Here is a 26091-nt window from a genome sequence, read left to right as displayed (position 1 = left end):
GAGTTGGGTGGTCTTAGGTGTGGGAATGGGGATCTCACACCAAACACATGTTCAAATCGAATATATCACACTTTTCACTAGAGAAGCAAGTACGTTTACATGAAAGCCGCCCACAATCGGACGGCTCTTTCTCTCATAACCTGAGTGACACCACGCGATGTCATAATCAGTATATCCTCAGTAATTGGAATTATACTTCTTGGTTCGTTAATTTGTTTGGATCAACCAGGTCGGTTTCATTAATCGCTCTAAGCAAATTTTTATAAGCGTTCATTACTTCAGATTTGTTAACTTCACTTTTTTCACTTTCTAAACGATCAAGCATTTCTTTAAAATTCATAAATGAATTCCACCTTTTATGCCGGCATGCCGGTTATTGAGAAGAAGGTTTCCCTAATAATCATTGTACCCAGCAAAAATAAGCGATAACCAAATATGAAAAATTAGTTCTCTTATTACTTATATCCGAACAAAATTTCCGGAACCTGGTTGCGATCGTTCGGTAATGAGAAGTTGGCCAATCTTATTTCTTGAAACAATGTTCGTGTTTACCTTAGAATAAACCTAATTGTTTACCAGTGTTTCTTAAGTTATCATAGCCTAAGTATGGTTTCATCCCGAGCCAGCTACCTATTTGCCTTAAGCGATTATCGATATCAAAATCCAATCCAACACCCGATTTGAAGACTGTACCTTTTTCAATCAACTTAACTATTGTTGTTCCTCTTAGACCATTTTCAGTATACCACTCTGTTTCCTCCCCTGCTCTTCTCAAGGTTTGGATTAAGCCTAAGTCTTGGTCTTCAGGTCTGAACGACCTGGTGCCTTGCCCATCATTCAAATCAATATGACCCGAATGTACAGAGCTAACCTGAAGGTTTTCAATCTCTCCTCTTGTAAGGCCGAACACAACCGATAACACCAATGCTGAGTCTTGAAAATTAACCAGGCTGCCGGTGATGTTAACCAGGTCGTCTTTGTCTAAAGACTGTTGATCGTTTGTCATTTAGCTAACTCCTCATCTATTGTTTATTTTAAGCCCTCTAAATGGTCTATGTACCTTTTCAGCGCTTCCCTTTTATGAGTACTTACCCACTCTACATATGTTAACCCCATTTTCCTAGCCGCTTTCCTTGCGTACTCTTTAGGTGTACTTTTTGATTCCCTGAAGCCATAGTAGTCCAGACCTGAAGGTAGTTCTCCCAAGACCATTGCAGGTCCCTTGAAATCAAAGAACTGTTCCTCTTGACCGATTGAGATGTCAACAATTGCGCCTTTGACTTCTAACCAAGCATGTAATCCAGATTGGTTTTCACCAAGTAACTTCCCTAATGGATTATCATCCCTGCATTTATGCCAATACATCCCTTGGCAATAAGTGATATTTGAATCGCTGATCCCGTCATTTCTTAGCAAAGCATACAACAGGAATGACAGGTATATGCATTGACCACCATTCTTTTCCCACTCGAAAAGCTCATCTAATATAGGCTTAGGCAAATCTGTCCCTGTAGGATTCCAGTCCCTGATAATTTCAAACAAGAAACCGATGTAACTAAGGCTACTAATGAAATCTATATTACTTGCCAGTGATCCATTAAGCTTTAAACCTTTAAATCGTTCCATTTCCTTAGATTCATAGTCAAAACTCGTAATGAATTTCTCATTATACATTGATTTTACGAGTTGTATGCCGCTTTCTAAGTCTTTAATGTTATGTAACTCCATTTAATAGACCCTCCTGAAGCCACAAAGCCGCCAGTTCCCCAACTGACGGCTAAAGGTGGATATTTGGAAACTGTTATTCATATAGGCTAGTTAAGTATACCACAGCGTTCCGCTTAATGATATTACTTAGTCATTGCTGGATGTACCCACCAATGGTCTGCAACCATCTCAAGGCTGTCCAGTCGGAAATTATCAAAATTGATCTTATCTAAAGTCTCCCTGCTAACTTCAACCGACACCACTGTATCGTCACTTTCATTTCCATAAGCATCAACCAATGGCATTAAAATATTGAACTCAACATTAGATACTTCCTTGAAAGTCTTAAGTTCCTTTAGAATGCTAATCATATCCATTCTCATACCGTCTAGGATCATATTAGTGGTGAAGTTATCCTTGCCTAGCGCCTTTATGTATACTCTTCCGTTCTCAGAATTGTAATTTACACTAACTACTTTTTCAAACTTATCGGCAGCCAGCTCACTTGCAACTGTTTTAGGAGTCTTAGGTTTCTCTTTTACTACTTCCTTTTTAGGTTCCTCTTTCTTAGGTTCCTCTTTCTTCGGATCAGCTTCCTTCTTGTCTTCAGCTTTTTTATCGGCAGTATCTGTTTTTTCTGAAGCTACAACATCTTTTGCTTTTGGTTCAGCTTTATCTTTGTCTGGATCACTAAGTACTCCAATAATAAATAAAACAACGATAAATATAAACCACCAACGAGTGTAAAACGGTTTCTTCTTCATTCCTCAGAACTCCCCCCAAGATCAAAAATTGGCAATAATATTTTTCAGAGCATTTGCCCTCAAAGTTAGGCACTAAAGACTATTGTAGCACAATTTTCCAACAAGTAAAGATAAGGTTTATTATTGTTAAATTAACACCATGTGAATATTTCATAATAGAAAGCTATCAATGATTTCACCTAGTTACTTCCCCAATTATCGCACACAATAATACGTATATATCCTACTAAAATCAATGTACAAAGAATGACCGGCGAACTAGGGAATAATGTGGCACAATTAATCCTTGAGAAGTATAATTAAATAGGCATATTTAACCGATTTAATTTAGGAGGGTTCTTCTTGATTTATTACAATAAAGTTATCCGTGACAACATCCCTTCAATCATTGAAAAGAGTGGCAAGAAATGCGAAGTACACGAATTGAATGACGATGACTTCCTTGTTGGCCTGAAGAAGAAGCTACTTGAAGAAATCGATGAATTCAATGACGGAGAAGACGTTAATGAGCTAGCAGACGTTTTAGAGGTTGTATATGCAATTGCAAGATTGAAGGGTGTTTCCCAAGAGAAACTTGAAGAAATTCGAAAGGCTAAAGTGGATTCAAATGGAGGATTCGATAATAACCTTTATTTAGTAAGGACTTACGATTGAGAGACTTAAGTAAAAAAGGAGAATTTCAGATGAAAATGAAAATCGCTATTGCTACTGCTGCTATCTTGCTTGCGATATCTTCTAGCGCTGTCAGTGCTGATGCTCGAAAGAATGTAACCGTTAACGGACAAGCAGTTCTTTTCGACCAAAACCCTGTTGTTAAGAATGGAGTTACTTTGGTTCAATTTAAACCGATCTTTAAAGAGCTTGGTATCTCTGTTCAATGGAACCAACAAAAGAAGCAAATCACCGGCACTAAAAACGGAAAACGAATTGTTCTAACTGTTGGCAGTAAAACTGCCTATGTAAATGGGAACCCTATTAAACTAGATGTTCCTGCACAAGTAGTTAATGGAAGTGTGTTTGTTCCGCTTAGATTTATCAGTGAATCTACTGGTTCTTATCTCGGGATTAAAGGTAATCTAATCGAGATTAGAAACTTCTCTGACCAAGGAAACACAACCCAGCCACAACCAGTAAAGCCACCTGTCAAACCACCAGTTACCCAAGTTAGTAGCGCTACCGATGATGAGATTACGAATTATCTCAATTCATATTTCTCAACTGTTTCCTACAGCAAGCAAATTTATGACCTTAGATATTTAACAGTATCTAACACCACTGGTTTATTTAACGTAGGTGTATACATTGAAGATCTAAGTCAAATGAAAGCACTAATCTCTACTGGCTCAGAGTATCCACACAAAGTTATGGGCGAAGTGGCTAATGTTCTACATACAAAGTACAACAAGAACAAAATTGGGATTATAATGTACTTAGACTTCGATGCTCCTTTCTATCCTGATGCATTCCATATGAGTGCTATCACCGACAATGGCGATGGTACATATCACGTCAGTGTGCCTGCTATCTCTTTGATGTATGACTTCAACGAAAAAACAGTGCGTGTCTATGCAATTAATCCTGACGACAAGTACAATGTGAGTTTGCTTTCAGAGTATAAGCTATAGTATCCACTAATTTATCTTTCATTAGGTAGTGCAAGTGTGCTATACTATTGTTGGTAATGCTTTATAGGCATCCGAGTTTCGCCTGACCTTTATTGGTTAGGCGATTCTTGCTATAGGGGGCGATGAAAATAGCGACCAATATGAAAGATAGGGACGAGATTATCAAGAGTGAAGCAAAGAAGAAAAAAGCGATGGAGAAAGCCAGGCAAGAGTTAAACGCTATAAACAATGTAGTCACAGGTACTGCTGGGAAAAAGTTAAGTGAAAATAAGAGAAAAAATCTCGATAAACAACCCGTGCATAAGAACAGCGGAGCTATTATAAACAAACGAAAAAACTCTGAGAAACATAGAAATAAGTTAAGAACATCTCTTCCTAGGGTCCGCGATGAAGGTAGGCGTTGGAGAGGTTGGCGCGATTCTGACGGTGTAAAGAGTGAAGTAGTTACATACTCGCTAGCAGATTTAGAGAAAAACAAAGAAAACAGCTAATATTTCTTGATAAAACTCATGTTTTAACAAGATGAAGGAGTCACAAGTCATTATGGGTAGAAGAAAAAAATCATTTAGTATCAGCTATGTACGGGTTTGCGATGACAATACTTCAGCAGAAATTATAAGAAGTTTAGTTAGAAAAGAAATCATCAAAACCTTGGATTCTCAATATGTTGTAGCAGACAATTTAGAAGAGGTCTTAGCCAAACATATCACAAAGGATATGATTAGTTCATAATATGTATACCGTCCCTGTTTTCACAGGGGCGTTTTTTTATCTTAAGCGTTCGTTTTTGGCAAGAGGTTAACGGCTGCTTCAATACCAACCTCAATCAACTGCATCATATCTTCATTCACAACAATCCCCATCGATGCTAAAGCTTGAAGCGTGGTTTGCACAGCCATTGCTTTCTTCTCATCATTCGTCAAATCTTTGGACACTTGCTCTACATACCGAACAGAAACCTCGGCTATCTCAAGCACCTTCTCGGCATCTTTCTTTGCCTTAGAGTCCATGTCTGTATTCTTCAGGATGATCCGAAGAAGCTTGAGGATTTCTGCTACTGTAGCCGATCCACCTGCGATGTTTACACCTCTGCTTTTCAGAAACGGAAGAACAACAAACGCTAGCAATACTGCAATAACCATAACGATAGCACTTACAATGACACCATAGTTCTCTTGAATGAATTCCATTTTATTTCACTCTCCTAAAGTAGTTTCTTTTCTTTCATAGAATCATATACTTTCAACAAGCAGGCATTTGCCCAGTCAGCCTTTTTCTTGTCAGCCCCTTGCGACAATGAATAGAGATACTTGATTTGATTCTGGACCTGATAAATCTTTTCGTCTTGATTCACGTCCGACACCCCTTTGGATTCTTCCTTTGTGCATTCTTTGTATTCCGTGACAACATCCTTCAGCATCTGCTCATAAGTGCGACCGCATTTCGAAAGACCATTCTTAGGATCGATTTTGCGGCCTGGGTCAAGAATGTGATGACCAACGATTGCTTTAGCAGGATCTAGTTTATAGAAGTAGCAAAGGTAAGCCATGACCCAAATAAACCGCGCATATGCTTCATTAGAATTGATGTTCGACCCGAAACAATATTCAACACCAATTGCACAATCATTTGCATTAACCCCATACATTTTGTTGTCAGTTGTGAGATTGTAAAGCACATGCCAAGCTTTCTCTGCCTTCATTTCCAGAAGACCTGTAGGGATGCATTCGATAATCTCCTTATCATCTACAAATAAATGCGCCGATGCAGAGATTTCGTTACGACTGTTTTGATAGTAGTTTATATTGCCAGCTGCCGTTGAGTTTGGATTTCCAGTGTCATGAGCAACAATGAACACGACCTTGCTCATTGCGTCTCCCCCACGCCGCTTAGAGGGTTTTCCTAGGTATTTCGAGTTGATTGAATATTTCATCTTAAAACTCATATCAATCATTCCTTTCGTGAATATAAAAAGGACCGAAGGCAATGGCCCTCAGTCCTCTTCTTGAATTACTTTTCTGATTCTTCGTTATAAGGTTGCGGTATAGTCTCATCAGTTTTCTTATTTTGAGATACGGCTGCCACTACACTATGCACTGCGTTAACGCCACCGACAGTAAAGATTAACGTTTCAGTTAACTGCAATAAGTTATCTGATATTTCACCGTATTTGAAATAACCAACAAGGCAGGCAACCATCGTTCCAAGTAAACACACAATCAGCACAGATACCTTGAATTCATCAATGGAGATTGTATGTTCTAAGCTTTTCTTCAATGATTTACGCATTCTGATCAGCTTCTTTCAATCGCATTTCCAGAACATACACTTTATTCTGCAATTGCTTGTTCTCCATCTCCAATTCTGTGTACTTAATTCGCCATTCTTTATCAAGTTCTACATATTTGTTTTTCCACAATACAATTGTTTCTTCTAACTCAATGCTCTTTTGATGATATTTGTCTACTTGCTCTTGCAATAGATTCATTCTCTCAATGATTTTAGCCCTGAATTCCTGCTCATCCTTAGACAACTGTTCCCTATCACTAATTGCGATGTCCTTTTTACTGTTTTGTTTTGCAACAAGAAAGCCGAAAACCCCTGTAACGATCATCCCTGCGATGCTGCTTGCGGCAGATATAAGAACATCGTTTACACTGCTCATTTTTGTCCACCAACTTTCCCGTACAACCATGTTGCTAGTACGCCGATTATAAAATAAACTCCCCACTCTGTTGATGCAGATGCATCAAGAGCCATCATTGAAGAAATAAAATACCATTGCCCAGCTGCTAGTATAAGCCCAACTCTTCGAACCATCTTATCGTCTTTTAGCATGCCAAAAAAATGAAACATAGCGACAATCACCATCAAGCCTGACCATACGCTTTCAGGGGCTAACTGCTCCATCGAATTATAAGCCGATGACCCATCAAATGTATTTGTTGGAACCATGAGTACGATTCCCCAAAATAGCGAGATCCCCATCAAGGTCAATTCAATTGCTCTAAATTTTGCATGTTTAAAATACTGTTTGATTTTTTTCATGACATTAACACCAATCCCCTTCTTTGTATAATAAAAAAGAGAGCCTAAGAAGACTCCCTTTACATAATGAACACATATGCTCCATCATCCAGCTCGCCACCAATGCGGATTGTACTTACCAATTCGCTGATGTTCAGAACTCGAACAGTGGCTTTACCTCTAAGATCGCTTGACCCGCTGTACGGAACAAAGATGGACGATTTCAAATCACCAGATATAACCAGGATACTACCAGGAATTGTGCTAGCACCGATAACCCGAAGACTACTTGGTAGATCAGACCTAAACAGGACGAAAATCTCACCAGTCAAATCCTTCTTATCATACCGTTTAACATTGATCGTCCCAGGGAAATACGATGAAAACACTACACCAATATTAGAAATCAAGGTTGGCTTGCTTGCACTAATCTTAGATGGTATTTGTTTTACGCCCTGCCGTCTGATCATGATAGAGCCGTCTATGTTAGACTCATCACTTCTTCTGACGATAATATTGCAGTAAACTGTCTCTCTAATGATCTTGATTTGAGACGGTATTGATATATCAAGATGCTGAGCGACATGGATTTTACCATTGAGATCACTGCGATTAGGGATGATAAAGCGACCATACATGTGATTTCGACTGATATTAAATCTTGATTTCAAATCGTAATCATCAGAAACCCTTACTGTCAGTCTAGACGGGAACATCTCTTCATACGGAATCTGCAACCTACTGACCATTGCTGGTTTGCTTGCGAAGACCTTCGCATCAAATTCTTTAAGGCCCATCTGCCTAACCGTAATAGTACTAACGAAATCTTCTTTATTCGTCCGTCTTACAACGACCCTCGAATGAATCAATGTCTTAGATATAAACCCATTGATAAACATAGTGTCCGCTGATTTTACTCGAATACGACTTCGCAGATTTCTCTTTTCATCATAAGTTGGTACTTCGAGAGATGAACGGAAATCGTTCCTATGCAATACATAGGCATTACCAGGCAGCTCACGTTTGGCAATACTCGGAATGTTAGGATCATAATACTCAATTTCCAACTTTGGTCGGAAGTCTGGATTGGAATATTCTTTTGTATATACCTGAAGGACTTGATCTATAGCTTCATTCATTGAACGAATGATAAACCCATTGTTTGGTGATAAACCATTCACCCAGCTATTAACGGCCTTCAGAACATCAATCTCAACGTAGCCTTCTTTATCTCCAAACTCTGCTATAGCAATATTCCGTACAATTGGCGGTTGGTTTACCCAAGTGACACTCTTCTCTGCCCAATCGCTGTATGCTTCGTAGATACCCACTCTCAGCTTCTGCCTTGCAGTGGTGTTGTATATCTTAAGGACTGCTTTGTTTAGAGTTTGTCCTTTCGGTATCATGGAAAGATCGAATCCCATAAATCCACGATAGACTTCATTCAATAAATCAGAACGACCAAAGAGCATGGTTTGCTCAGAGCCATAGTTTAACGTTTTTATACTCTCACGGATAAAAGCGTCTTTAATAGGTTCTAATGAATGATGAATTTTAGGTGGCTCAAGTACGTCAACGATACCTGACATCTTTCCGTTTGGCTTGATACCAATAGATGATTTAATATCGTTCCTAAACTTAACGTTAAGCCTTGATCTTCTCTGATTACCATAAATAGGTGGAAAAGTTATTGTATCGATAACTGTGTCCGAATAAATTTGTACTTCGGCAATCAGCTCACTTTTTTGCTTAATTAACGCAGTCGAACGGATGTCCTTTTCATCAACCGCTATTATCTTAACCTTACCTTGCATACGGTCAAGCGGTCTTACTGTAATGGACGACCGTATTTCGTTAAATCCTTCCAAAACAAATCACTTCCTATTCCTCATTGTATTGAGTAAAACAAACAATCACATTGCATTGTGATATTTTACATTTCATTAGGCTGGATCAGATTTTACCATGATATCGAAGTTCCCCCCTGTTTTAGCAGCTCTCTTGGATACAACTCGAACATGGAATGAGATTGTATCACCGCTGTTTAAGCGTGGGAGGTTGATTTCCGTTACGGCAATAAAGGGGTTATTTGTTTCGCTAATCTCAACATTCACTTCGTCAATCGATTCCTTCACCCATAATCTCAGGTTTGCGACATCATAATTGAGAGTGTTCATCAGGAAGACTTCTACAGGATCAGCAATCTGACCAGCAATCAAGGTACCCATATCTAGATATTGAAGAATTTCACCGGCGCTAGTGGAATAATAGCTCTGTGTCTTATCCATGAACATAAGTCCATAGTATTTTTTATCAATAGCGTCATATACAACATTTATAGCATTGATTGTCTGTGCTTCATTTACAGAAAACTCATTCGTAAAGAGCGCATCAAGTTTGGCTACATCCGTAATTTCTCTTTGCTCAAAATAGTAGGCAAATCGAATCTTTCCAGTTGGTGAAACCATCTTCCACTCGTTCTCTCCGAATAATAGAATGTCTGATGGCGAACAAGCATGGATCTTAATCTTTTCGATGTCATTAATGTCAATAGTTTTAATAATAGGCTTCCCATCAAAGCGGATTTTAACTGTTTTCCAAGAAGCACCGCTATCGCCACTAAACAAAACCTTTATCTTCCCATCATCAGCTAGCGAATTAATCAGTTCGAGTTTGCGTGGGTCACCATCCAATTGTATGTCTCTTGTTTGTTTTATTAGTTTTGGATGTGGTAAAGCAGTAACCTTAAGGTTCTTATTGTCCATTTCATCTTCATTACCTGTCCAGATAAACAAGCTCGGATCTTTGCCTAATTCATCTAGCGGACTGTAGTTAGCTGTAACTTCCATTTCAGAAGTTGTTTTTCGCGGATCGTCAGTATAGTATAAAACATCAACAGCGTTCATAATCTCATCATCAAAATAGAATCTTTCTGTTTCAATGGTGACCGTAGACTCCGTTTTATTGGGATCGTCAGAGTATTCAATTATTTTAATGGTTTGGTCTTCCCATTCTTCAGCGAGCGTGAATGGTTCTGTTACGATGTTAAATAGAACTTCATTTTTGTTAACAGCATCAGTGTAATAGGAAAATTCTATGTCGCCCTGCAATTGCTCCCAAGCATCTTCGGGTACAATAGATATATCCTCCATCCCGTAGTTGATATAATCACTTTCCGTAACGGTGGAACCTAAACTAACCCACATGTTATTAAAATATTTATATACCCCTTCATGAAAAACAAAAGATCGATTAACATCAACGTAATAATAGAAATCGAGTCCGAAAGACATTAGATATGTCCTGTTAATAGCCGATGGATTAATGTCACCGCCGCCAACGAAGTACCCGTCAATAATGGTGAAGTTAGTCTTATTATCACTTGTCGATAATTTCATTAAGTTAACATCTGAAAAACCACCCTGACCACCAATAGGATTACTACCGTCAAAATAAAACAGTAGTTTGTACTTCTCATTTTTTTTCATTGTGACAGGATTAGTAAGAGTGAACTTGATCCAATTCCCTTGCATGGCACCAGTAGTTGAAATACTAGGGGATGTTCCGATTAGCTGATTGCTTGAATTGTATATTCTTGGTGCTACGTTCATGGTCGATGAAGTACTACCTCTATACATATAAACGGATGTTATAATAATATCTCTATCCACTTCGATCATATGGCCTTGTGTCTGGTTAGTATTTCCGAAGGCAGTAACACTTTCAAAACCCTTGTAACTTACGTCAAACCTCATATATCTTTACTCCTTTCTATAACCATCTTTTTATTCAATGAGAACGTTTTTTATTGTTACTTTTGATGTGTCAATTGATTTCTTGAACAATCTGCCCGATCCTAATACTTCACTTCCAGAATCGATAAATATCTTTTCTGGTATAACTTTGTTCATATCTACAGTCGTCTGTTTACCCATCCCTTTTTTAATAATAACGTCTTCGGCAAAAGTTTGACCTTCGATAGATATTAATCCAATGTAGTTTATCATCATTTCCATTTCGCCTATACTTACATAATATGTGTTACCGTCATTTGACATTATGAAGATTCGATAAATTAAATATGCCTTGCTATTATTAAATTCAAACTCTCTTTTCACACCTAGTAACCAACCTGTGACCCCTGTTCGCGTATCTAGATCAGTCCAATTTACACCGTCATTACTACCTTGGAATTTCCAATCTCTTGGTGCCGCTGATTTTTCGTACTGTTCTGTAATTGTGTATTTATTTATGACTGTAGGAGCGTTGAATTGATACGCAAGCCATTGATCTTTAAGTTGCCCATTAGCTGCAATCCATCCATTCCCTGTGAATACATTATCGAACGCTTTATATGCAGCGTTTGCCCCTTCTACTGAACTCGAAGAAACAACTCCTTGTGGCGTTGTACTTGAAGTCATAGGTGGTATTAAATTTAAATAGGGGTCGCTTGTTTTTATCGAATAGTAATTACTATCTTCTGATAGAATCAAGAATTTATTGTCAAATATAATTTCATACATTTCTAATTCATATATATCTGTAAACGAGCCACCGTTATTTTCTATTAAATTTATCCTGTAAGTTTTGTAGGCTGTCGTATTGGAGAAATTAAATAATTGAAATGATGAAAGTGACCAATTAGTTATATTACTTCTGGTATCTAGTACAGTCCAATTAGAACCATCATTACTTCCTTCAAATGTCCAAGATTTTGGTGTGTAGATAAAAGTACTTCCAATCGTAACCTTATATGCAGAAATAATAATAGGACTAGTAAATTCATACGATAACCATTGAGGTAAAGGTTCACCATTTTTTGACCTCCAGTTCGAATTTACTAGACTATCGAAAGCCTTCCAAGGGTCTTGTCCTAAAGCGTTAAAGCTACTTGCACTCACAATACCACTCGGAGCAGTATTAGAAGTCATTTTAGGTATTGCATTAACTGTACTTGCTGTAGCCATTCTCTCACCTTCCTATCTTCATTTTCCTCAATAAAACATTTCTTTTAAGCAAAACAAAAGAAGCAGCGAAGTTAAGCACTGCTTCTTACTGAAACGTTATCTTGTTTGTTTTCCGCTCTCCAAGATCGACAACATGTTCAAACGTGCTACCAGATCCTAGAATATTTTTTTTAGAAGTAATCTCTTTGATTCCATTTACACTTACTGGATAGATATCCCCCCCCATTCCACACCTTAAAAAAACATCTTCATTTAGATGGTCGATTTTGACCATTTTTTTTTCTTTATATTCATACATCTTTAAATTGCTGATCAACATACTTATTCCTCCATGATGTTCAGTAACATAAATTCTATATGCTTTGAATTTATCGACATTATTCAAGTAAAAACTTTTCGTGTTTACTTCATCTTCCCATATGATATTTGTTTGTCGATCCAAAACAGTCCAGTCGGTAAGGTTGTTTGACCCCTCAAATCTCCAACTTTTTGGAAACCTATCTTTTAAAGTTTTGTCTAGTGCTACATTCAAATCGTATTTCCCTATTAATATAGGATCAACAAATTCATATCCAACATATCCAGAAGAGAAATTTGTTGTTGAATATCTAGGAGTTTCCGATTTGTTAAATGCGTACCATGCAATTGTTGATGATGCGTCTCCAAACGCTATTCCCAATGGCGCAGTGTTTGAAGTCATTTTAGGTATAACATCAAACTTGCTGGCGCTTGGAAACGAGATGTATTCTTTATCATTGGGAGAAAATAACACCTTACGGACATGGTAATTTACATAAGGTTCATATCCTTCTGGTGGAGAAAAGCGGAAAGTTGTGCTTCCGAAATTGATTGTGAAGGTTTTGGTAGCTGTAGAATTGCTACCAAGGTATGGATAAACCTCGCCAAAATAATCAAAGTTCTCTGTATCAAAAAACATTTCTGTCCCGTTTTTATGATATCTTATTGTATAATTATCCATATCTAAAGCTACGCCGATTATATCTCCAGCAACAGGAGAAAATCCACCTATACCCCTAGTTTTTCTGTAGGCGATATCTAAGAACGCCCTATTTCCTATACCAACCTGTCCATTTGTAATTGCTCCACTAACCAAGCTCACTTCCCAATAATACTTTCCTGATGTTTTGCCATGTGTGGCTATGATGTGGCCTGATGATACGGTTGTCGTGACAGTTAATCCACCATTACTCAGCTGGTTTCCTGCTGATGCAGTTGTCGGATCAAGAACAACCTTCACTATCGTCATTTTCTCATTCCTCCTAAAAAGTAAAAGAAGTAGAGCCACAAGCCCTACTTCACATTAATCTTCTTAATATCGATATACTTATTTAGATCAATCCGTTCCTTAAACATCTTACCGCTACCCAACGCCTGTCCCGAAGCAGTATTATCATTCATTGGAATAGTAGTTGTTGTAATCTTTCTATTAAGAACGGAAATGTCGTCCATGCCTGTGCTAATAAAAGTATCCGCATCAGGCAGCGTTGTCGATACTGTTTCCCAGAATGGAGCGTTTACTGTCTTAGTTACGGTCCCATACTCCAATAGGTTTAATGCGCCTATGGTAAGGTAGGCACTGTTTTCACTGATAACTACATTTACCCTGTAGTACCTGAAACTCATTGGGTTTGCAATCATATACGACCTTTTTTCTCCATTAGTCCAATTAATTTGATTGGTTTGAGTGTCTAGTATGGTCCAGTCTGCATCGTTATTACTACCTTCAAAAGTCCATTCTTTTGGGGCATCGTCTGCGAATCTATAGCCCTTTTCTATTTCATAATTTCCAACTACTGTCTGTGTCCCCAAATCGATTTTAAGCCAACCAGAATTTGACTGACATACCCAGCAGTCTGTTACGGTAGCATTTACACCATCGAATGCCAAGTATGCAGGGTAACTGGTAAGAGCGCTTGAAGCACTTGCGACAAACGGAGATGGAGTGTTATCTGAGGTCATTACAATACTTATCGGAGTTGCAATTCTCTCAGTTACTGTGTAGGAATTTTTCAGTGTTTTGTACTCACCATTTGATAAAATTAACGATTTAACCTGTGGGAGCATTTTAATTTCGAGAACTGGTCGGAAACCTCCTCCATTCGAAAGGCTTGAATCCGAAGAGGTCCATGTTGCCATAGCGCTGTTCCCTCTAACGACTCTGTAGACACTATTTCCTTTCAGTGTTGTGCTTGTCCAAGCATAAGAATTGCCACTCCAATTCCACACAGCATTATCACCAGATACGATTGTTCCATTAAGCGTAGAGTTGACGATGTATTTATCCCAATCATTCTCTTTATCTATACTTTCAACTCCACCTGAAAGAAGACGTATAGAAAAACTATATCCCATTAAACCTGGTATGATATTCAATAGAAGCCCACTACTACTTGCAAAACCAGCTCTGTTCAAAGTGTCCCAAGAGATAGTGTGTTGAATGTTACGATCAGCTATGAGAGTCTTCTTTTTATTAGTATCTTCGACCATAATAAAATAGAAGTCGCCGTTAGGAGTGGCTGTTCCAGTAACTGGGATGAAGTCAGCCGTTTCTTGTCCAAGCCCTCTGAATGTGCCTGTTGCACCAGATGTCGCAGAATAATTACAACGAATACGCTTGCCCACATCAAGGTCTTTAATTCCAAAAACTTCATTTGGATGAATTAACCGACCAGTAGAGTCAACATCAACACCTTGTATTGACTGGTACTCATTCGCTACATTTATAGTTATAACGACTGTATGGTTGCCTTCGACCAATCCAGTCTTCTCATACACTAGTGCTGAATTTATCAAAGTATTAGACAAGAAGGGGATTTGTTCAGTCACACCATCTATTGATATAGATGCTGGTGTTTTAGAGGTAGTATTGTACTGCCCGATATACCTAAACTTTGTTCCCCTAAAAGCAAAAGTTATTCTAGCTCCTACGGTAGTAGCGTATTTATTTATCCCCCCTGAGTATGCAGCATTACTTTGTGTCGTCCATGAACCTGTGTATGAAAGCAGAGGATGATCGGCGTTTATCCTCTTCCAACCACTCTCAGGGGCGGTTAATGCTTGTCCTATAGTAGCCATTTATTACACCTCCTTATATTCGAATACTGGACGGAAACCCACGTTGGATGCGGCACTATTGGAACTAATAAATGAGAATGCATAAGCTAGTGCAGTATCATTATTCTGTATAAAAGATCCACGATGAACTCTATGTGAACTCACAGCTTTAACTGTCGAAGTAAGTTGCGTAATTCCGATAGCAGGGGTTTCTTGGCATAAAGTCACAACATTACCAGACCAATGAAATATATCGTCTGTTGTTTTTCCGACTTGCATCTTACTTTTCGGGAAATTAATGATGTATTTATCCCATTCATTATTCGTAGGCCAGCCACCAAAATTCTGGTTCGTAGTGGACATACCACCATTTGCATCAGCATAAGCCACTCCACCAGTCAGAGAACGCACACCATAAGGTATGTCAAACATCCTTAACTCTGCTATCTCCATTGCCGAATCGCCATTATTCGCACTAATTACTAATTTATAATACTGGTAAACCCCCTTATTCTGAGTCACATTGAATAATAGCTCTATTCCAGCAGCACTCCATGTGATGTTAGTCCTACTATCTAAAACAACCCAGTTGGCCCCATCATTTGATGCTTCAAACGTCCAATTTTTAGGCGCACGATTAGCGCCCAAGGCTTCGTTTACACTGACTATACTGTAATGTTCAACTTTTTTGCTAGTATCAAACTTGTATTGTATCCAGGCTCCAGAGGAGAACGTGTTAACATACCATCGATCTTGCCAATTTGTTGCTATTCCGTTAAAAGCTTTCCAAGCTTCCCCATCAGCACCTGAAAAGCTAGCTGTAACAATACCATTTGCTTCACTGACAGTTTTTACGAGCTTAACAATGTTGCCTGCCATTGGCCCACCTTGCATAACTCTACTATTATTTAGAACATCCCAAGTTATGGAATTCTGTATCACTCTATCAGCTATTAGCAAACCAGTATCAACTTTAATCAGGTAGAAGAACCCATCTGGTGCACTTACCCCAGTTATAGGGATTTCGCTTCCAGTAGCCATGCCAAGATTGTTAAATTCACCTATGGTATTAGCAGTAGCTTTGTATCCACAAGCAATGTAGTCACCAATCTGCATATCTTGGGTCTTCGTCCTCAATTGCCCTGTCGTCGCAGGCGTTGCCATCTATATCACCTCAATCTTATCAATCTTTTTATAATTACCTATAGGTGTAGAGTATATGAACCCTTCCGAAACAGCAGCGTTCTTCGTGAATGTTTTAATATGTTCTATACGAAGATACATACTTCCATCCAACACGACTTGATTATCAGCATCGAACTGAATAGAGTCACCTTGAATAAAGTCATTTCTTAGAATTCTCAAGAGATTTTCCCCACCAGACAATTCAACTTTTACTCTGATATATCGGCCTTGTGGAGAAAGCATATTGCCACTATTGTCAACCTGCTGATACGCAGTAAATGTCTTAGCATCGTTTGATGTTGAAGTGAAAACTTTTGTTAAGGTTGTATTCGGGAAGTTACCTGGGACCTCAATCTTAGTGACTTTCATGTAGAACTGGCCCAGATCAATCGCAGGGAATTCTATACTACCTTCTTTCACATAAATCTTTTCACCATAGTTTGTGTCTTTAACTAAATTCAGCTTAAATGAGTTATTTGAATATGTTACGTTTGTTGTTGCGCCCCTAGCATTATCAAAGGGCAATGTAATCTGAGTAATAGGCAGAGCCATTTATTTCACCACCCTTATTAATTTGAAATCAACCAATTAACTTCCCCACCCACATTGTTATGCAGCGGAGCTTCTATTTCCTGTACAACCTTGCCGTTTCGTTTGATTACCACTTGACCATCTAATTCTCGATCAGCGACCAGCCATAAGTTCATGTATGCATTCTGCATATATGGGATCATGCAGATAGCCTTAAAATTAAAATTTATGCCATCAATATTTAAATTCGTTTTGTAGCCAAAGTTGAACTGCGTTATTTGACTATTCATTTCTCCACCGCCGCTAAGCAAATTAATAGTAGCTTCAGCATTTTTATAAGAAATGATATCGCAATACATTGCTTGTTGGCCCGTCAGGTAATACTCCTTATCTCCAACTTTATATAATACTTCGATCATCTGTCCTGCGACTTTAAAAATACCGCCATAGACTTCATAATAAAGTTTAATTCCATGTCCAATCAATCCAAATCTAAGTAGCTTATCTCTCTCAATATCGTAAAAATTGTTTTCAATTTTTGTTACTAAATCAAACTCGCTCAGATGACTACCATCCATATATTCTGCCAACCATATAAAATCTTGATTAACAGGCGAAATGTAATTGTTATTCATATTTAATCCCCCATTGTATTGAAGTATAAAAGGCCCACCATTAGGCAGGCCTTCTCATTAAAATCTATCTTTTATTTATCATTGCATTAACTATTAGTTGTAGGTATACGCAACACGAGTCAAGAAGTCAACGTTACCTGCTGTAGCTGTTGCTGGAACGTTTGCCTGCAAAGTTACCTTAGCAAAGTTATCCACGCCACCTGCGATTGTTCCGTCATTAATTTTACCGCTAATAGTTCCTGCTGGAACCGTTGTACCACCAGCTTTGATTGCCTTTGTAACACTGCCGCCAATAGCACTGAAAGTTGTCTCACCCATTGTTTCAACTTTGACTTCAATCCACTTATTAATTACTAATTCGCCGGTGTTACCACCCGATGCATCTTTGGTCGTGATTGTGCAGTTATCCATATCAGCAACAGCCGTTGTACCTGCTCTGTTGTTCCAAATAGTAAAAGTTGTTGCTTGTGAAACTGTACCTGCATCGACTGTGCCTATCGCCCAATCTGTAACCGCCGCCGTGTTATCTCCATTCCACCAAGTAACTGTCGGTGTAGCCATAATAAAATTCCTCCTAAGATTTAATTAAAAAGAACAGAGCAATAATTTCGCCCTGTCCTGATTTATAATTTAACTTCAATATGAATAGTTAAGCCTTTCACATCAGTATCAATTTGAGTCAAGTTGATCCTGAAATAGTCACCTGCATCGATGACATTATTATTCAAAACTTCATTCGCACTGCTATTCGACTGGTTAGGCAAATCCATGGTCGCTATCCCTGACCAAGTACCATTTGCCTTAAAATCAGCATCACTTATTTTTTCTACAACAATTTGAGTAGTAGCTGCTAGGCCAGGAATGTTGCAATATGCATACACCTTTTCGATCTCACCTTCTAATGGGAATCGAATAATTGGTTTCATCACTCCTACATCTTGAAACGATGGAATCACGAAAACGATAGACTTTCTATCGAGTTTTGTATGAAACTTGGTGTAATCTTCTTTATACATCATACCGTTCAACACATCGGAAACCATTGGAATAGATCCACCAGTATAGTTGTCGATAAGCTCCCATTGCCCACTCACAATTCCATCAAACCTATAGATGTCGCCCGTTGATGTTACCATTACTCTGTCACCATTTACTGGGTTAGGATACTGGATATCGATATCGTCATACTTTGCTACTGGATTAAGATAAATCATGATAGTGCTAGCAGCTGCGTCCAATGCTTCCTTTGTTGCATCTTTAGCATCGTCAGTCGCTATGTTGGCATTATCAGTTGCTTTATCGGCTCTTAATGTGGCTTCTTCAGCAAGCACCCTGGCGGCATTAATACGATCAATCGCATCATTAGCGTCAATCAACGCTGTCATCGAGTCATCAAGTATTTCCTGTAGATTCTCAACCACGTTGTTCTTTCGCTTATTATGAGCGAATATACGCTCAGCTGGATACTGTATAATGCCACGGCCTTTATATTCAAAGACCAATGTTTTATCTTCTTCAGACGAATTAAACTCAATAATTCCGTTGTTGTAGTTTACATAGAATTCGTTTGATAGAAGGACCTTCTTTCTACGAAGCGTATCTTCCTGCACTTCAGTATAACCCGATACTTTTACCTTATCGAAACTAGAAGGGATCTCTTCGAGTACAACCTTATTGTTGATAATTCGTTTACTCTCCACCCTAGGGACATATGGGTCCTCTGTCGTTCCAGCCCTCCAAATAATTCGGACTGGATCGTTGAATTGAAAGTATAAATTCGGTATTGACAAGTGATTCACCCCCATTCTTCTCTAGGTTATATATACATTAGTACTACCATCTTTGATAGTTGTACTTCCCCCAGCATGCGTTGTGACTGAACTACCAACAACTGCTACTAGTACACCGCCTGCATAAACTCTGCTACTATTACCGTTTGACACTCTACCTGTTCCACCATCTGCATTTCTAATGTTAACGGCGTTTCCTGGTACATTTGCTTGCTCTGTTTCTGTAACGGAGTCATTTTGCCTTGCTATTTTTTTACCATTGACATAAACATTTGCAATTGAAGCACTAACTGTACCCCTAACAGTCGATGTACCATCATAATCGTCATATCCAGGTATCCAATAACCGCAGTCCCAAGTATTACCCTCTGAATCACTGCATGTTCTGTCATACCAAGTTTTTTGAGGATTGTAAACCTGATATGTGATATCAGTTGCAGTTGAATCATTCGTGTTACTTCCATTGCAAGCCACTAAACTCATACCAATCACTCCTTAGTTCAAATGGATGTTCCCAACTGCTGATAGTTTAATATCATTTGCAATCTGAATGTAGCTACCACTTGAATGAGTCAGTTTAATAATTCCAGAGTTTTCAATTTCTATCTTTGATCCTAACCCGTGTTCAATAGTCAGTTTCCCGTTCTCTGTTTTAATATCCAGACCAGCATCCGTTAGATCAACCAAGCGTAGCTTTGCTGAGTTAGAAACAAGGTATTTCAAAGTGAATCTATCTTGTTCCTTATAGATATAGCCGATTGCTCCACCAAGAGTATCACCTTCACCCCATTGCCAGACTGGGTAGGCATCAAATCCATCGTTATTGAAATAAACCTGCATCTTGATCCGTTCCTTGAAAGTGTTACCCATAACTGGGATACCAGTATTGTCAGTTGTTGCGGCTGTCTTAGTGCTATCAGTCCAGTATAAGAGTTGCCCAGCAGAGTTCTTGGATTGTGCAGTGCCGGTGATTTCACTTGTCACCCATTTTGCATATTTCTCATAAATATCGATGTAGTTTAGATAACCACTCGTATTATTAGGCAATGTCTTCAAACGATTTACCGTTAGGTCGGCAATGAATCCCTCATTAGCTGTGATTGTTTTTGAGATAATGTTCTCGGCTGCCACTGTACCTATGACCATATCGAAGTTATCTAAGCGTAAGACTTTTTCGTCTGCATCAAGAAGGATTTCCCCGTTATTCCCTTTGAGTAAAAGTCTTCTGGCTTCGATATTGTCAACTTGCAATTTACCAGTGTAATCTACCGAGAAACGGTTAACCCATTGCCCATTCTCCTTAACCTGAAGAACAAAACCTTCAGTTGCGTTAAGTCGAGTACGCTGCATGTCATCACTACGGGTAACAGTAATGCCGTCAATAGCATCAATCAATACATTGTTGTAGAACTGACCTAGTTGCAGAGATGAGTATTTAATAGAGTCCGCAATGGCGTTTATAATCTTTATCGCTTCATCATAGTATTCTTGGAATCGTTGGATAAATAGTTGTCGGTCTATTGCTTCTGTGATATCCATATTTACTAGATAAGGAACGATATAATTATTCAAACGCAAATAAGCTTCACTGTAAGCCGATGTACTGATACGTTGTGAACTATCACGGCTAGTGAAAGCATAATTGTTAGCTTGCTGAAGCAACATCTGATATTCTGTTTTGATCCGTTCCCATTCGCTCTTAACCTGAAGCTTTTCAAGTGGGGTTAACTTCCCATCCACTATAATGTTTTCGAATTTACCAATATTCATATAGCTCGTATCTGTATTGATAAGCTCTTCATTGAAGTCATTAACTACACGAATACGCTTTGCGTTCAAGTCTTCAACCCATAGGTATCCGTTGGTGTCCGCATAAAACTTCTTCTGCCAGAACATCCCGTTATATCGTTCAATCGATATTCCGCTTGTCGCATTTAAAATCGTGCGAACCAGACCATCGCTTCTAGAAATCATAATTCCATCTGTAGGGTTAATTATAATCCCGTTCGTTAAGATACCCATCAAATGGTCAACTTCACTTTGGAAGATCCGAATACCCTGGGCATGTAATACCCCGTCAGTGCCTAACCACGCCATATCAATCCAGTTGCCATATCCATCATTTTTCGTGATTTTAAATCCACTGTCACGATCTATGATGACTTGATTTGTATCATTCTCAAGCTTCATGCCAAACTTATCGCCATTTGTGGTGTCATAAAGGCCAAACCACATAACCTCTCGACCGTTTCTATCGGTGATTTTACCTTTGTTTCCAAGAATCTCAAGAATCCCGTCTGGATCACCAATCACAACACGTTCACCAGTAATGATTTTGCCGTATATCCTCTCACCGATGATACCAAAGTAGGTGATTGCATGCTTATAAGTGTTGCCGCCGTCATCAGTAATCCCTAAGATACCATGCGTAGCTCTAAGAAACTTATTCGGGTCATTTGGATCGTAGATGGTTATACCACGCTTGTCTATAACTACCGTTTCATTGGCAGCCATATCAAGCTCATTCTTCGTCTTATCCCACAAGGAGTTGATGATTCTGTCGATTTCGCCCAAATCAGTTTTAGTTCCATCCCATTTGTACTTATTCATGTCAACTACAGTAGAGGTTGAGATTGAGTCATACAGATATTTCATTAGCTTTTCAGCGTCAGTCTGGATGTCCTTGATATTAGCTATCGTTAGTTTAATCGTACCGTTTTCGAAGTCATAATCAATTTGAATGATTTTGGCATGGACTTTAATATTTAACTTTTCGTACTTAATGGTGATAATGTCGCCAAGGTTGAGTTTTCGCCAATTCCACTGTTCCTCAAGGCACTCTAAAAAGTTAACTACATCAATCTCGATGACCATCTGCGGAAGTCTAAGCTCATCAAACTTCTTTTGTGCTTCCTCAAACAAGTCCTCATCATCAATGATGTTCTCATCACTAAATTCTTTTTCGATAACATATTCGTTTAGTTCTACGATTTGAGCAGGAGTGAAGTTAGCTTGTACACTAATTTCGTTTTTCAATGCATTAATTGCATCATCTTTAACTTTAATCTGCTTATTGATGTTATCTATCTCTGCTTTTTTATTAGCAATCTGAACTTCCTTGTTGTCCAGTCCATACTTATTAAGAATTTCACCATCAGTAATATTAACCTTGGTATACGAACCGTCTGGATTCAGTACTTCCTTCCACCCACGGAACTCATCGTCAGTAACTTGGTTTATCTGAATTTTGACATCCGTTCCAAAAGTAGTGCCGCCCGTAACATTAATCGATGCTAGGGTAGTAAGCTGCAATCGCTGAACTAAGCTCCACTGGTTATTTTGAAGGCCTGAATTCAAACCGTTCACACTGATGTTGATATTACTGTTATCCGAGACTTTAGCCAAAACAACATACTTGCGAATGTTATTTAGGTCCATAGACTTGCTCATGGAACCTCCATAGAAAAGGAAGTTGTAGATAGAGAAAGCTCCGTCAGCTTGTTGAACATCCTTAATATCTAGAATCACATCTCTTTGACGATCAAGTTCAGTCAACTCTTGAGTCAGAGTGGTCAAGGTCTTCAATAATCCATCTTTTTCAGTTAGGAGTGTTTTGAAGTAATCCTGTTTCGATCTAATTAGCGCATTATAGCGGATCAACGCTTGGCACAAAGCATCTGACATATAGTAACTATGAGAAATTACGTTGCCATTATTGTCTTGTTCAAATGGGTACATGAAATAACTAAAGTCTTCGATATAGTTCTGTCCAGTTGGATTAACTCGTTGAATGGACATCCCTTCGCTACCGAAGACTTTTAGCCGTGTTACCATTTCATCGCTATTCGATTCTTTGCCAAGAGACTGAAGGTATTTTCCATATGAGAAAATCAATCCCTTATTCGTCCCAACCAAGTTCGGTTTCTTCAAACTCACCTTGCAATTCAGGGTATTATACTCAACGAGTGCTGTATACGTCTCAGCGATCTCAACTATGAAATCCAAGACAGATTTACTTGAGACTTCAAACTGTCTATATTTCAATTCAAAATCTGAATCAATATAATCAATAGACCATACTGTATTGCTTAGCGCAACAGTCAAAGCTTCTCTCGCGTTCTTTGATTCTAACTTAATGTCCCTAACCATTTTATCTTTTAACATATACGCAAGCGAATATGCTGTGATTGTTTTGAAGTCAGAGTCATCTTCCATGTCATCGTTGATTTTAGTAATGATAAAAATCTCTTTTAGATTCCCAATTTCCAATCTTAATAGGTATCTTTCCTTTACTAAATCAGCATTGATATTTGTTTCAAGCACATGATTAATATCAACGTCATACGGCATTCTAAATGTAAGCTCATTGATGCCGCCAAGTTTCGCGGAATACGCCACATCATATGCTTCATTGATTTTTCCGATAGTCGATCTATTTGGTTTTAATAGAAATATCTTGTGATTCATCGGTTTTATATTCCGATCAATATTGCCTATGCCCATACTTGCTAACATCTTAGCCCTCCCTTCTACCCTTGAAGTGTCTTAAATTGATATCTAAACTGAATTTTCGCATCGCCATTAACTCTTAAAACATTAATCCCACGAAGTAGTTCAAGAAAATTATCATTAAAGTTATCGTAACGATATACCAGCGCTAAACTAGTCTCTATATACTCTCTTTCATTGTGCAAATAGACCGTTTCCCCATCGATTAAGCCAGTGAACTTAAACTCTCGATTGTTATCCGTCATATTAACGATTGAAATGTCGCCGTTCCCAACCTTTGTGATCCACATTTCAGGTTTTAATGTGTAATCACCGGCATTCTCGAACTGAATTACTGGTATCATAGTGAAAACGACCTCTGATAACTCAGGAGTTACATTCGCCGATTCACTACTTAAAAAACTTCTATACTTAATAATTAAGTTCGTTAAATCTGTATTTGTTGTGACATCTGGTATCGAACCACCATTCGTAGCCTTCTTCCATCCCATCCATGTGTGACCGCCATCAAATGAGACATTGGTACTTAGCGAAATGCTAGTCCCACTCGGGATAACCCCTGACCATTTTACTGTCGATACCGCACCGTCACCCTCCAAACTTACAGGGAGTTCGGGGGATTCTCTATGTCCTTCAAATCCTGCGACACTTGCCCATGTTGGCATGATTATTCAGCCCCTAACTATGCGATAATTCCAAAGCCCTTAAACAAGGCTGCTGGTCCAACTTCTTTCCATTCTGTCTTTCTGTAAACTCTCCATGTTACGTTCCCATCGTATACTGCATCTCCTGCACTTGCAGACCACAACGGTTCTGCCGAACCTGTTACGCCTGGTACTTCACAAACATAGAAGGCTCCATTATCCAAGGTCGGGAATACAATGTCATTTGCATTTGCCCTGGTTGCAGATCGCCAAGGGACACCACCCTTTGTATCTTCAACTATTCCTTGTGGTGATAACGGAAAAGTCGGCTGAGTAACGCCACTGTTCCCTGTTTTAGTACATTGATAAACATGACCATTGTCAGCCAACGGCACAATGTAATCGCCTAATGTGTAAGGTGTTAAGGCGTTCCACGTCCGAGCTGCAATGCCATCACGGACACAAACCCAACCAATGTAACTGCCACTCGCTGGATTGCTATTCCACACTCTTTGCTTCTTAACCCAATTCCCCAGTTGAGGGAAATTGTTAGCATACAATTCAGCAGCGTCATCAATCTTTTGAAAATTATCAGAGAAATTGATTATTGTCTGGTGCATTTCTTCATAAAGATCGACTTTTACCAGGTCAAGATTCTTTGTTTTACTGATCATTAACTACCTTCCTTTCTCCAAACTTAAGGCTCTACTTTTTGGATAGTTCCGAATACTGTATCATTTGCGTTACCTTTAAAATCTTCAATAACGTGTGAAGTGGTCGTGTCATTATGACTGAAAATCAAAACGTTCTTGTGCGCATTTCCTATAGGACCGTCATCCGACACGATTCCACCAAGCGCTACTGTAACTGGGCAATTCGCCGCTAATAGCTTCTCATTTACATGAGGTACTAGAGCGGAAGTGAAGAATTCTTTTCTTGTTACATAGGTGTTCGGATCAAGGTAAATTGTGTACTCTACTGTGTCTACATAAAAAATCAGGGTGTCATTAACACCCTGAACAATTTCAACTGATGGATTAACTGCTTTACTGCCCCAAACAGATGCCATTATTTCACCACTTTCCTAATAAAGATCAAACCAAGTTGTTGAGCTAGGGAAATCAATCCATCTCTTTTTGACTGGATTGAGTGCTAAATTCTGATTTGAATTAACAATTACATTTGTTAGCGTCCCTTTGCTAAAATCCGAAGCCGTTGCCTTCTCCTGAACCGTCAGCGGAATTTCATTCCATTCATACACCTTTGATACATACTCAGGTGAATATGAAAAAGGACTATCACAACGCATTTCCAGCGTTATATAGCCCTGTTTTAAACCGTTATGAAGAAGATTGGAATCCGAATTCAACAAACAATAAAAAATTCGTTCTGGATTATCAGAAGTGTAAAACGGCTTATAGTAATCCTGATCCAACCACCTTGCCACCTCACGAATCCTTTGTTCATCATAATAACCTTCAAAAGCGAATTCCAGCTTAAGAACAAGGGGGGAACGCTTTACCCCTTGAAAATATGGTTTATCGTTCCCACGAACTTCTACTTCTTGGATGCTTCTTTCAGATATGAACGACTCTGAATATAGGTCATTACTCAACTGAACATTGAACAATC

Annotated in this window: 29 protein-coding genes; 4 read left to right on the top strand and 25 right to left on the bottom strand. The window is 38.7% G+C overall.

Annotated features, from left to right (window positions below; all coding sequences use genetic code 11):
* Positions 1-190: 190 nt before the first annotated feature.
* The 4 genes from M2277_RS24045 to M2277_RS24030 form a co-directional block, all read right to left on the bottom strand.
* Positions 191-340 carry a hypothetical protein gene (locus M2277_RS24045; RefSeq protein WP_280755682.1) on the bottom strand — a complete coding sequence of 50 codons (150 nt, stop codon included), beginning with the start codon at positions 338-340 and terminating at the stop codon, positions 191-193.
* A 213-nt stretch (positions 341-553) separates the two neighbouring features.
* Positions 554-1006, bottom strand: coding sequence for a hypothetical protein (locus tag M2277_RS24040; RefSeq protein WP_280755681.1), 453 nt, complete (start codon positions 1004-1006; stop codon positions 554-556).
* Between the two features lie 23 nt (positions 1007-1029).
* Positions 1030-1728: a hypothetical protein gene (locus tag M2277_RS24035; protein WP_280755680.1), complete on the bottom strand. Its 699-nt coding sequence runs from the start codon at positions 1726-1728 to the stop codon at positions 1030-1032.
* A gap of 122 nt (positions 1729-1850) precedes the next feature.
* Positions 1851-2471, bottom strand: coding sequence for a hypothetical protein (locus M2277_RS24030; RefSeq protein ID WP_280755679.1), 621 nt, complete (start codon positions 2469-2471; stop codon positions 1851-1853).
* Positions 2472-2813: 342 nt separating this feature from the next.
* Between M2277_RS24030 and M2277_RS24025 the strand changes: the two genes are divergently transcribed.
* The 4 genes from M2277_RS24025 (at position 2814) to M2277_RS24010 (ending at position 4828) form a co-directional block, all read left to right on the top strand.
* Entirely contained in the window at positions 2814-3125 is a 312-nt protein-coding gene (locus M2277_RS24025; RefSeq protein WP_280755678.1) for a nucleoside triphosphate pyrophosphohydrolase, read from the top strand.
* Between the two features lie 29 nt (positions 3126-3154).
* Positions 3155-4096 carry a copper amine oxidase N-terminal domain-containing protein gene (locus M2277_RS24020; RefSeq protein ID WP_280755677.1) on the top strand — a complete coding sequence of 314 codons (942 nt, stop codon included), beginning with the start codon at positions 3155-3157 and terminating at the stop codon, positions 4094-4096.
* A gap of 122 nt (positions 4097-4218) precedes the next feature.
* Complete coding sequence (locus M2277_RS24015; RefSeq protein ID WP_280755676.1) at positions 4219-4587, top strand: hypothetical protein; 369 nt, start codon at positions 4219-4221, stop codon at positions 4585-4587.
* A gap of 52 nt (positions 4588-4639) precedes the next feature.
* On the top strand, positions 4640-4828 hold the full coding sequence (locus M2277_RS24010) for a hypothetical protein (RefSeq protein ID WP_280755675.1): 189 nt from the start codon (positions 4640-4642) through the stop codon (positions 4826-4828).
* Between the two features lie 41 nt (positions 4829-4869).
* On the opposite strand, the gene M2277_RS24005 is transcribed toward M2277_RS24010, so the two are convergent.
* The 21 genes from M2277_RS24005 to M2277_RS23905 form a co-directional block, all read right to left on the bottom strand.
* Complete coding sequence (locus M2277_RS24005; protein ID WP_280755674.1) at positions 4870-5286, bottom strand: phage holin family protein; 417 nt, start codon at positions 5284-5286, stop codon at positions 4870-4872.
* A gap of 14 nt (positions 5287-5300) precedes the next feature.
* The gene (locus tag M2277_RS24000; RefSeq protein WP_280755673.1) at positions 5301-5966 is read right to left on the bottom strand and encodes a peptidoglycan recognition protein family protein; all 666 of its coding nucleotides are present in this window, start codon (positions 5964-5966) and stop codon (positions 5301-5303) included.
* 140 nt (positions 5967-6106) lie between these two features.
* The gene (locus M2277_RS23995) at positions 6107-6385 is read right to left on the bottom strand and encodes a hypothetical protein (RefSeq protein ID WP_280755672.1); all 279 of its coding nucleotides are present in this window, start codon (positions 6383-6385) and stop codon (positions 6107-6109) included.
* Positions 6378-6761, bottom strand: a complete 384-nt coding sequence (locus M2277_RS23990; RefSeq protein ID WP_280755671.1) for a hypothetical protein — start codon at positions 6759-6761, stop codon at positions 6378-6380. The genes M2277_RS23995 and M2277_RS23990 overlap by 8 nt, the downstream gene beginning before the upstream one ends.
* The gene (locus tag M2277_RS23985; protein WP_280755670.1) at positions 6758-7144 is read right to left on the bottom strand and encodes a hypothetical protein; all 387 of its coding nucleotides are present in this window, start codon (positions 7142-7144) and stop codon (positions 6758-6760) included. Before M2277_RS23985 ends, M2277_RS23990 begins: the two co-directional genes overlap by 4 nt.
* Before the next feature lie 59 nt (positions 7145-7203).
* Positions 7204-8991 (bottom strand): DNRLRE domain-containing protein, encoded by a 1788-nt coding sequence (locus tag M2277_RS23980; protein ID WP_280755669.1) that lies wholly within the window; start codon positions 8989-8991, stop codon positions 7204-7206.
* Between the two features lie 75 nt (positions 8992-9066).
* The gene (locus tag M2277_RS23975; protein WP_280755668.1) at positions 9067-10878 is read right to left on the bottom strand and encodes a hypothetical protein; all 1812 of its coding nucleotides are present in this window, start codon (positions 10876-10878) and stop codon (positions 9067-9069) included.
* Positions 10879-10908: 30 nt separating this feature from the next.
* On the bottom strand, positions 10909-12090 hold the full coding sequence (locus M2277_RS23970; protein WP_280755667.1) for a discoidin domain-containing protein: 1182 nt from the start codon (positions 12088-12090) through the stop codon (positions 10909-10911).
* Between the two features lie 85 nt (positions 12091-12175).
* Positions 12176-13357, bottom strand: a complete 1182-nt coding sequence (locus M2277_RS23965) for an SPRY domain-containing protein (protein WP_280755666.1) — start codon at positions 13355-13357, stop codon at positions 12176-12178.
* Between the two features lie 44 nt (positions 13358-13401).
* A complete protein-coding gene (locus M2277_RS23960; protein ID WP_280755665.1) occupies positions 13402-15186 on the bottom strand; it encodes a discoidin domain-containing protein in 1785 nt (594 codons plus the stop codon).
* Positions 15187-15189: 3 nt separating this feature from the next.
* Complete coding sequence (locus M2277_RS23955) at positions 15190-16329, bottom strand: hypothetical protein (protein ID WP_280755664.1); 1140 nt, start codon at positions 16327-16329, stop codon at positions 15190-15192.
* Positions 16330-16902, bottom strand: coding sequence for a hypothetical protein (locus M2277_RS23950; protein WP_280755663.1), 573 nt, complete (start codon positions 16900-16902; stop codon positions 16330-16332).
* 17 nt (positions 16903-16919) lie between these two features.
* Positions 16920-17516, bottom strand: coding sequence for a hypothetical protein (locus tag M2277_RS23945; protein ID WP_280755662.1), 597 nt, complete (start codon positions 17514-17516; stop codon positions 16920-16922).
* Between the two features lie 93 nt (positions 17517-17609).
* Positions 17610-18077, bottom strand: a complete 468-nt coding sequence (locus M2277_RS23940) for a hypothetical protein (protein ID WP_280755661.1) — start codon at positions 18075-18077, stop codon at positions 17610-17612.
* A gap of 62 nt (positions 18078-18139) precedes the next feature.
* Positions 18140-19306: a hypothetical protein gene (locus M2277_RS23935; RefSeq protein WP_280755660.1), complete on the bottom strand. Its 1167-nt coding sequence runs from the start codon at positions 19304-19306 to the stop codon at positions 18140-18142.
* Positions 19307-19327: 21 nt separating this feature from the next.
* Positions 19328-19789, bottom strand: a complete 462-nt coding sequence (locus tag M2277_RS23930; protein WP_280755659.1) for a hypothetical protein — start codon at positions 19787-19789, stop codon at positions 19328-19330.
* A gap of 12 nt (positions 19790-19801) precedes the next feature.
* Complete coding sequence (locus M2277_RS23925; RefSeq protein WP_280755658.1) at positions 19802-23821, bottom strand: phage tail spike protein; 4020 nt, start codon at positions 23819-23821, stop codon at positions 19802-19804.
* Positions 23822-23835: 14 nt separating this feature from the next.
* The gene (locus M2277_RS23920; protein WP_280755657.1) at positions 23836-24480 is read right to left on the bottom strand and encodes a phage tail domain-containing protein; all 645 of its coding nucleotides are present in this window, start codon (positions 24478-24480) and stop codon (positions 23836-23838) included.
* A 17-nt stretch (positions 24481-24497) separates the two neighbouring features.
* Entirely contained in the window at positions 24498-25133 is a 636-nt protein-coding gene (locus M2277_RS23915) for a hypothetical protein (protein WP_280755656.1), read from the bottom strand.
* 23 nt (positions 25134-25156) lie between these two features.
* Complete coding sequence (locus M2277_RS23910) at positions 25157-25528, bottom strand: hypothetical protein (protein ID WP_280755655.1); 372 nt, start codon at positions 25526-25528, stop codon at positions 25157-25159.
* A 15-nt stretch (positions 25529-25543) separates the two neighbouring features.
* Positions 25544-26091, bottom strand: a 548-nt coding sequence (locus M2277_RS23905) for a phage tail protein (RefSeq protein WP_348537792.1), incomplete at its 5' end; no start/stop codon positions are given.

Source organism: Paenibacillus sp. LBL, assembly GCF_029893715.1.
Taxonomy (GTDB): domain Bacteria; phylum Bacillota; class Bacilli; order Paenibacillales; family Paenibacillaceae; genus Paenibacillus_AQ; species Paenibacillus_AQ glucanolyticus.
This window is presented reverse-complemented; position numbering and strand designations above follow the sequence as displayed.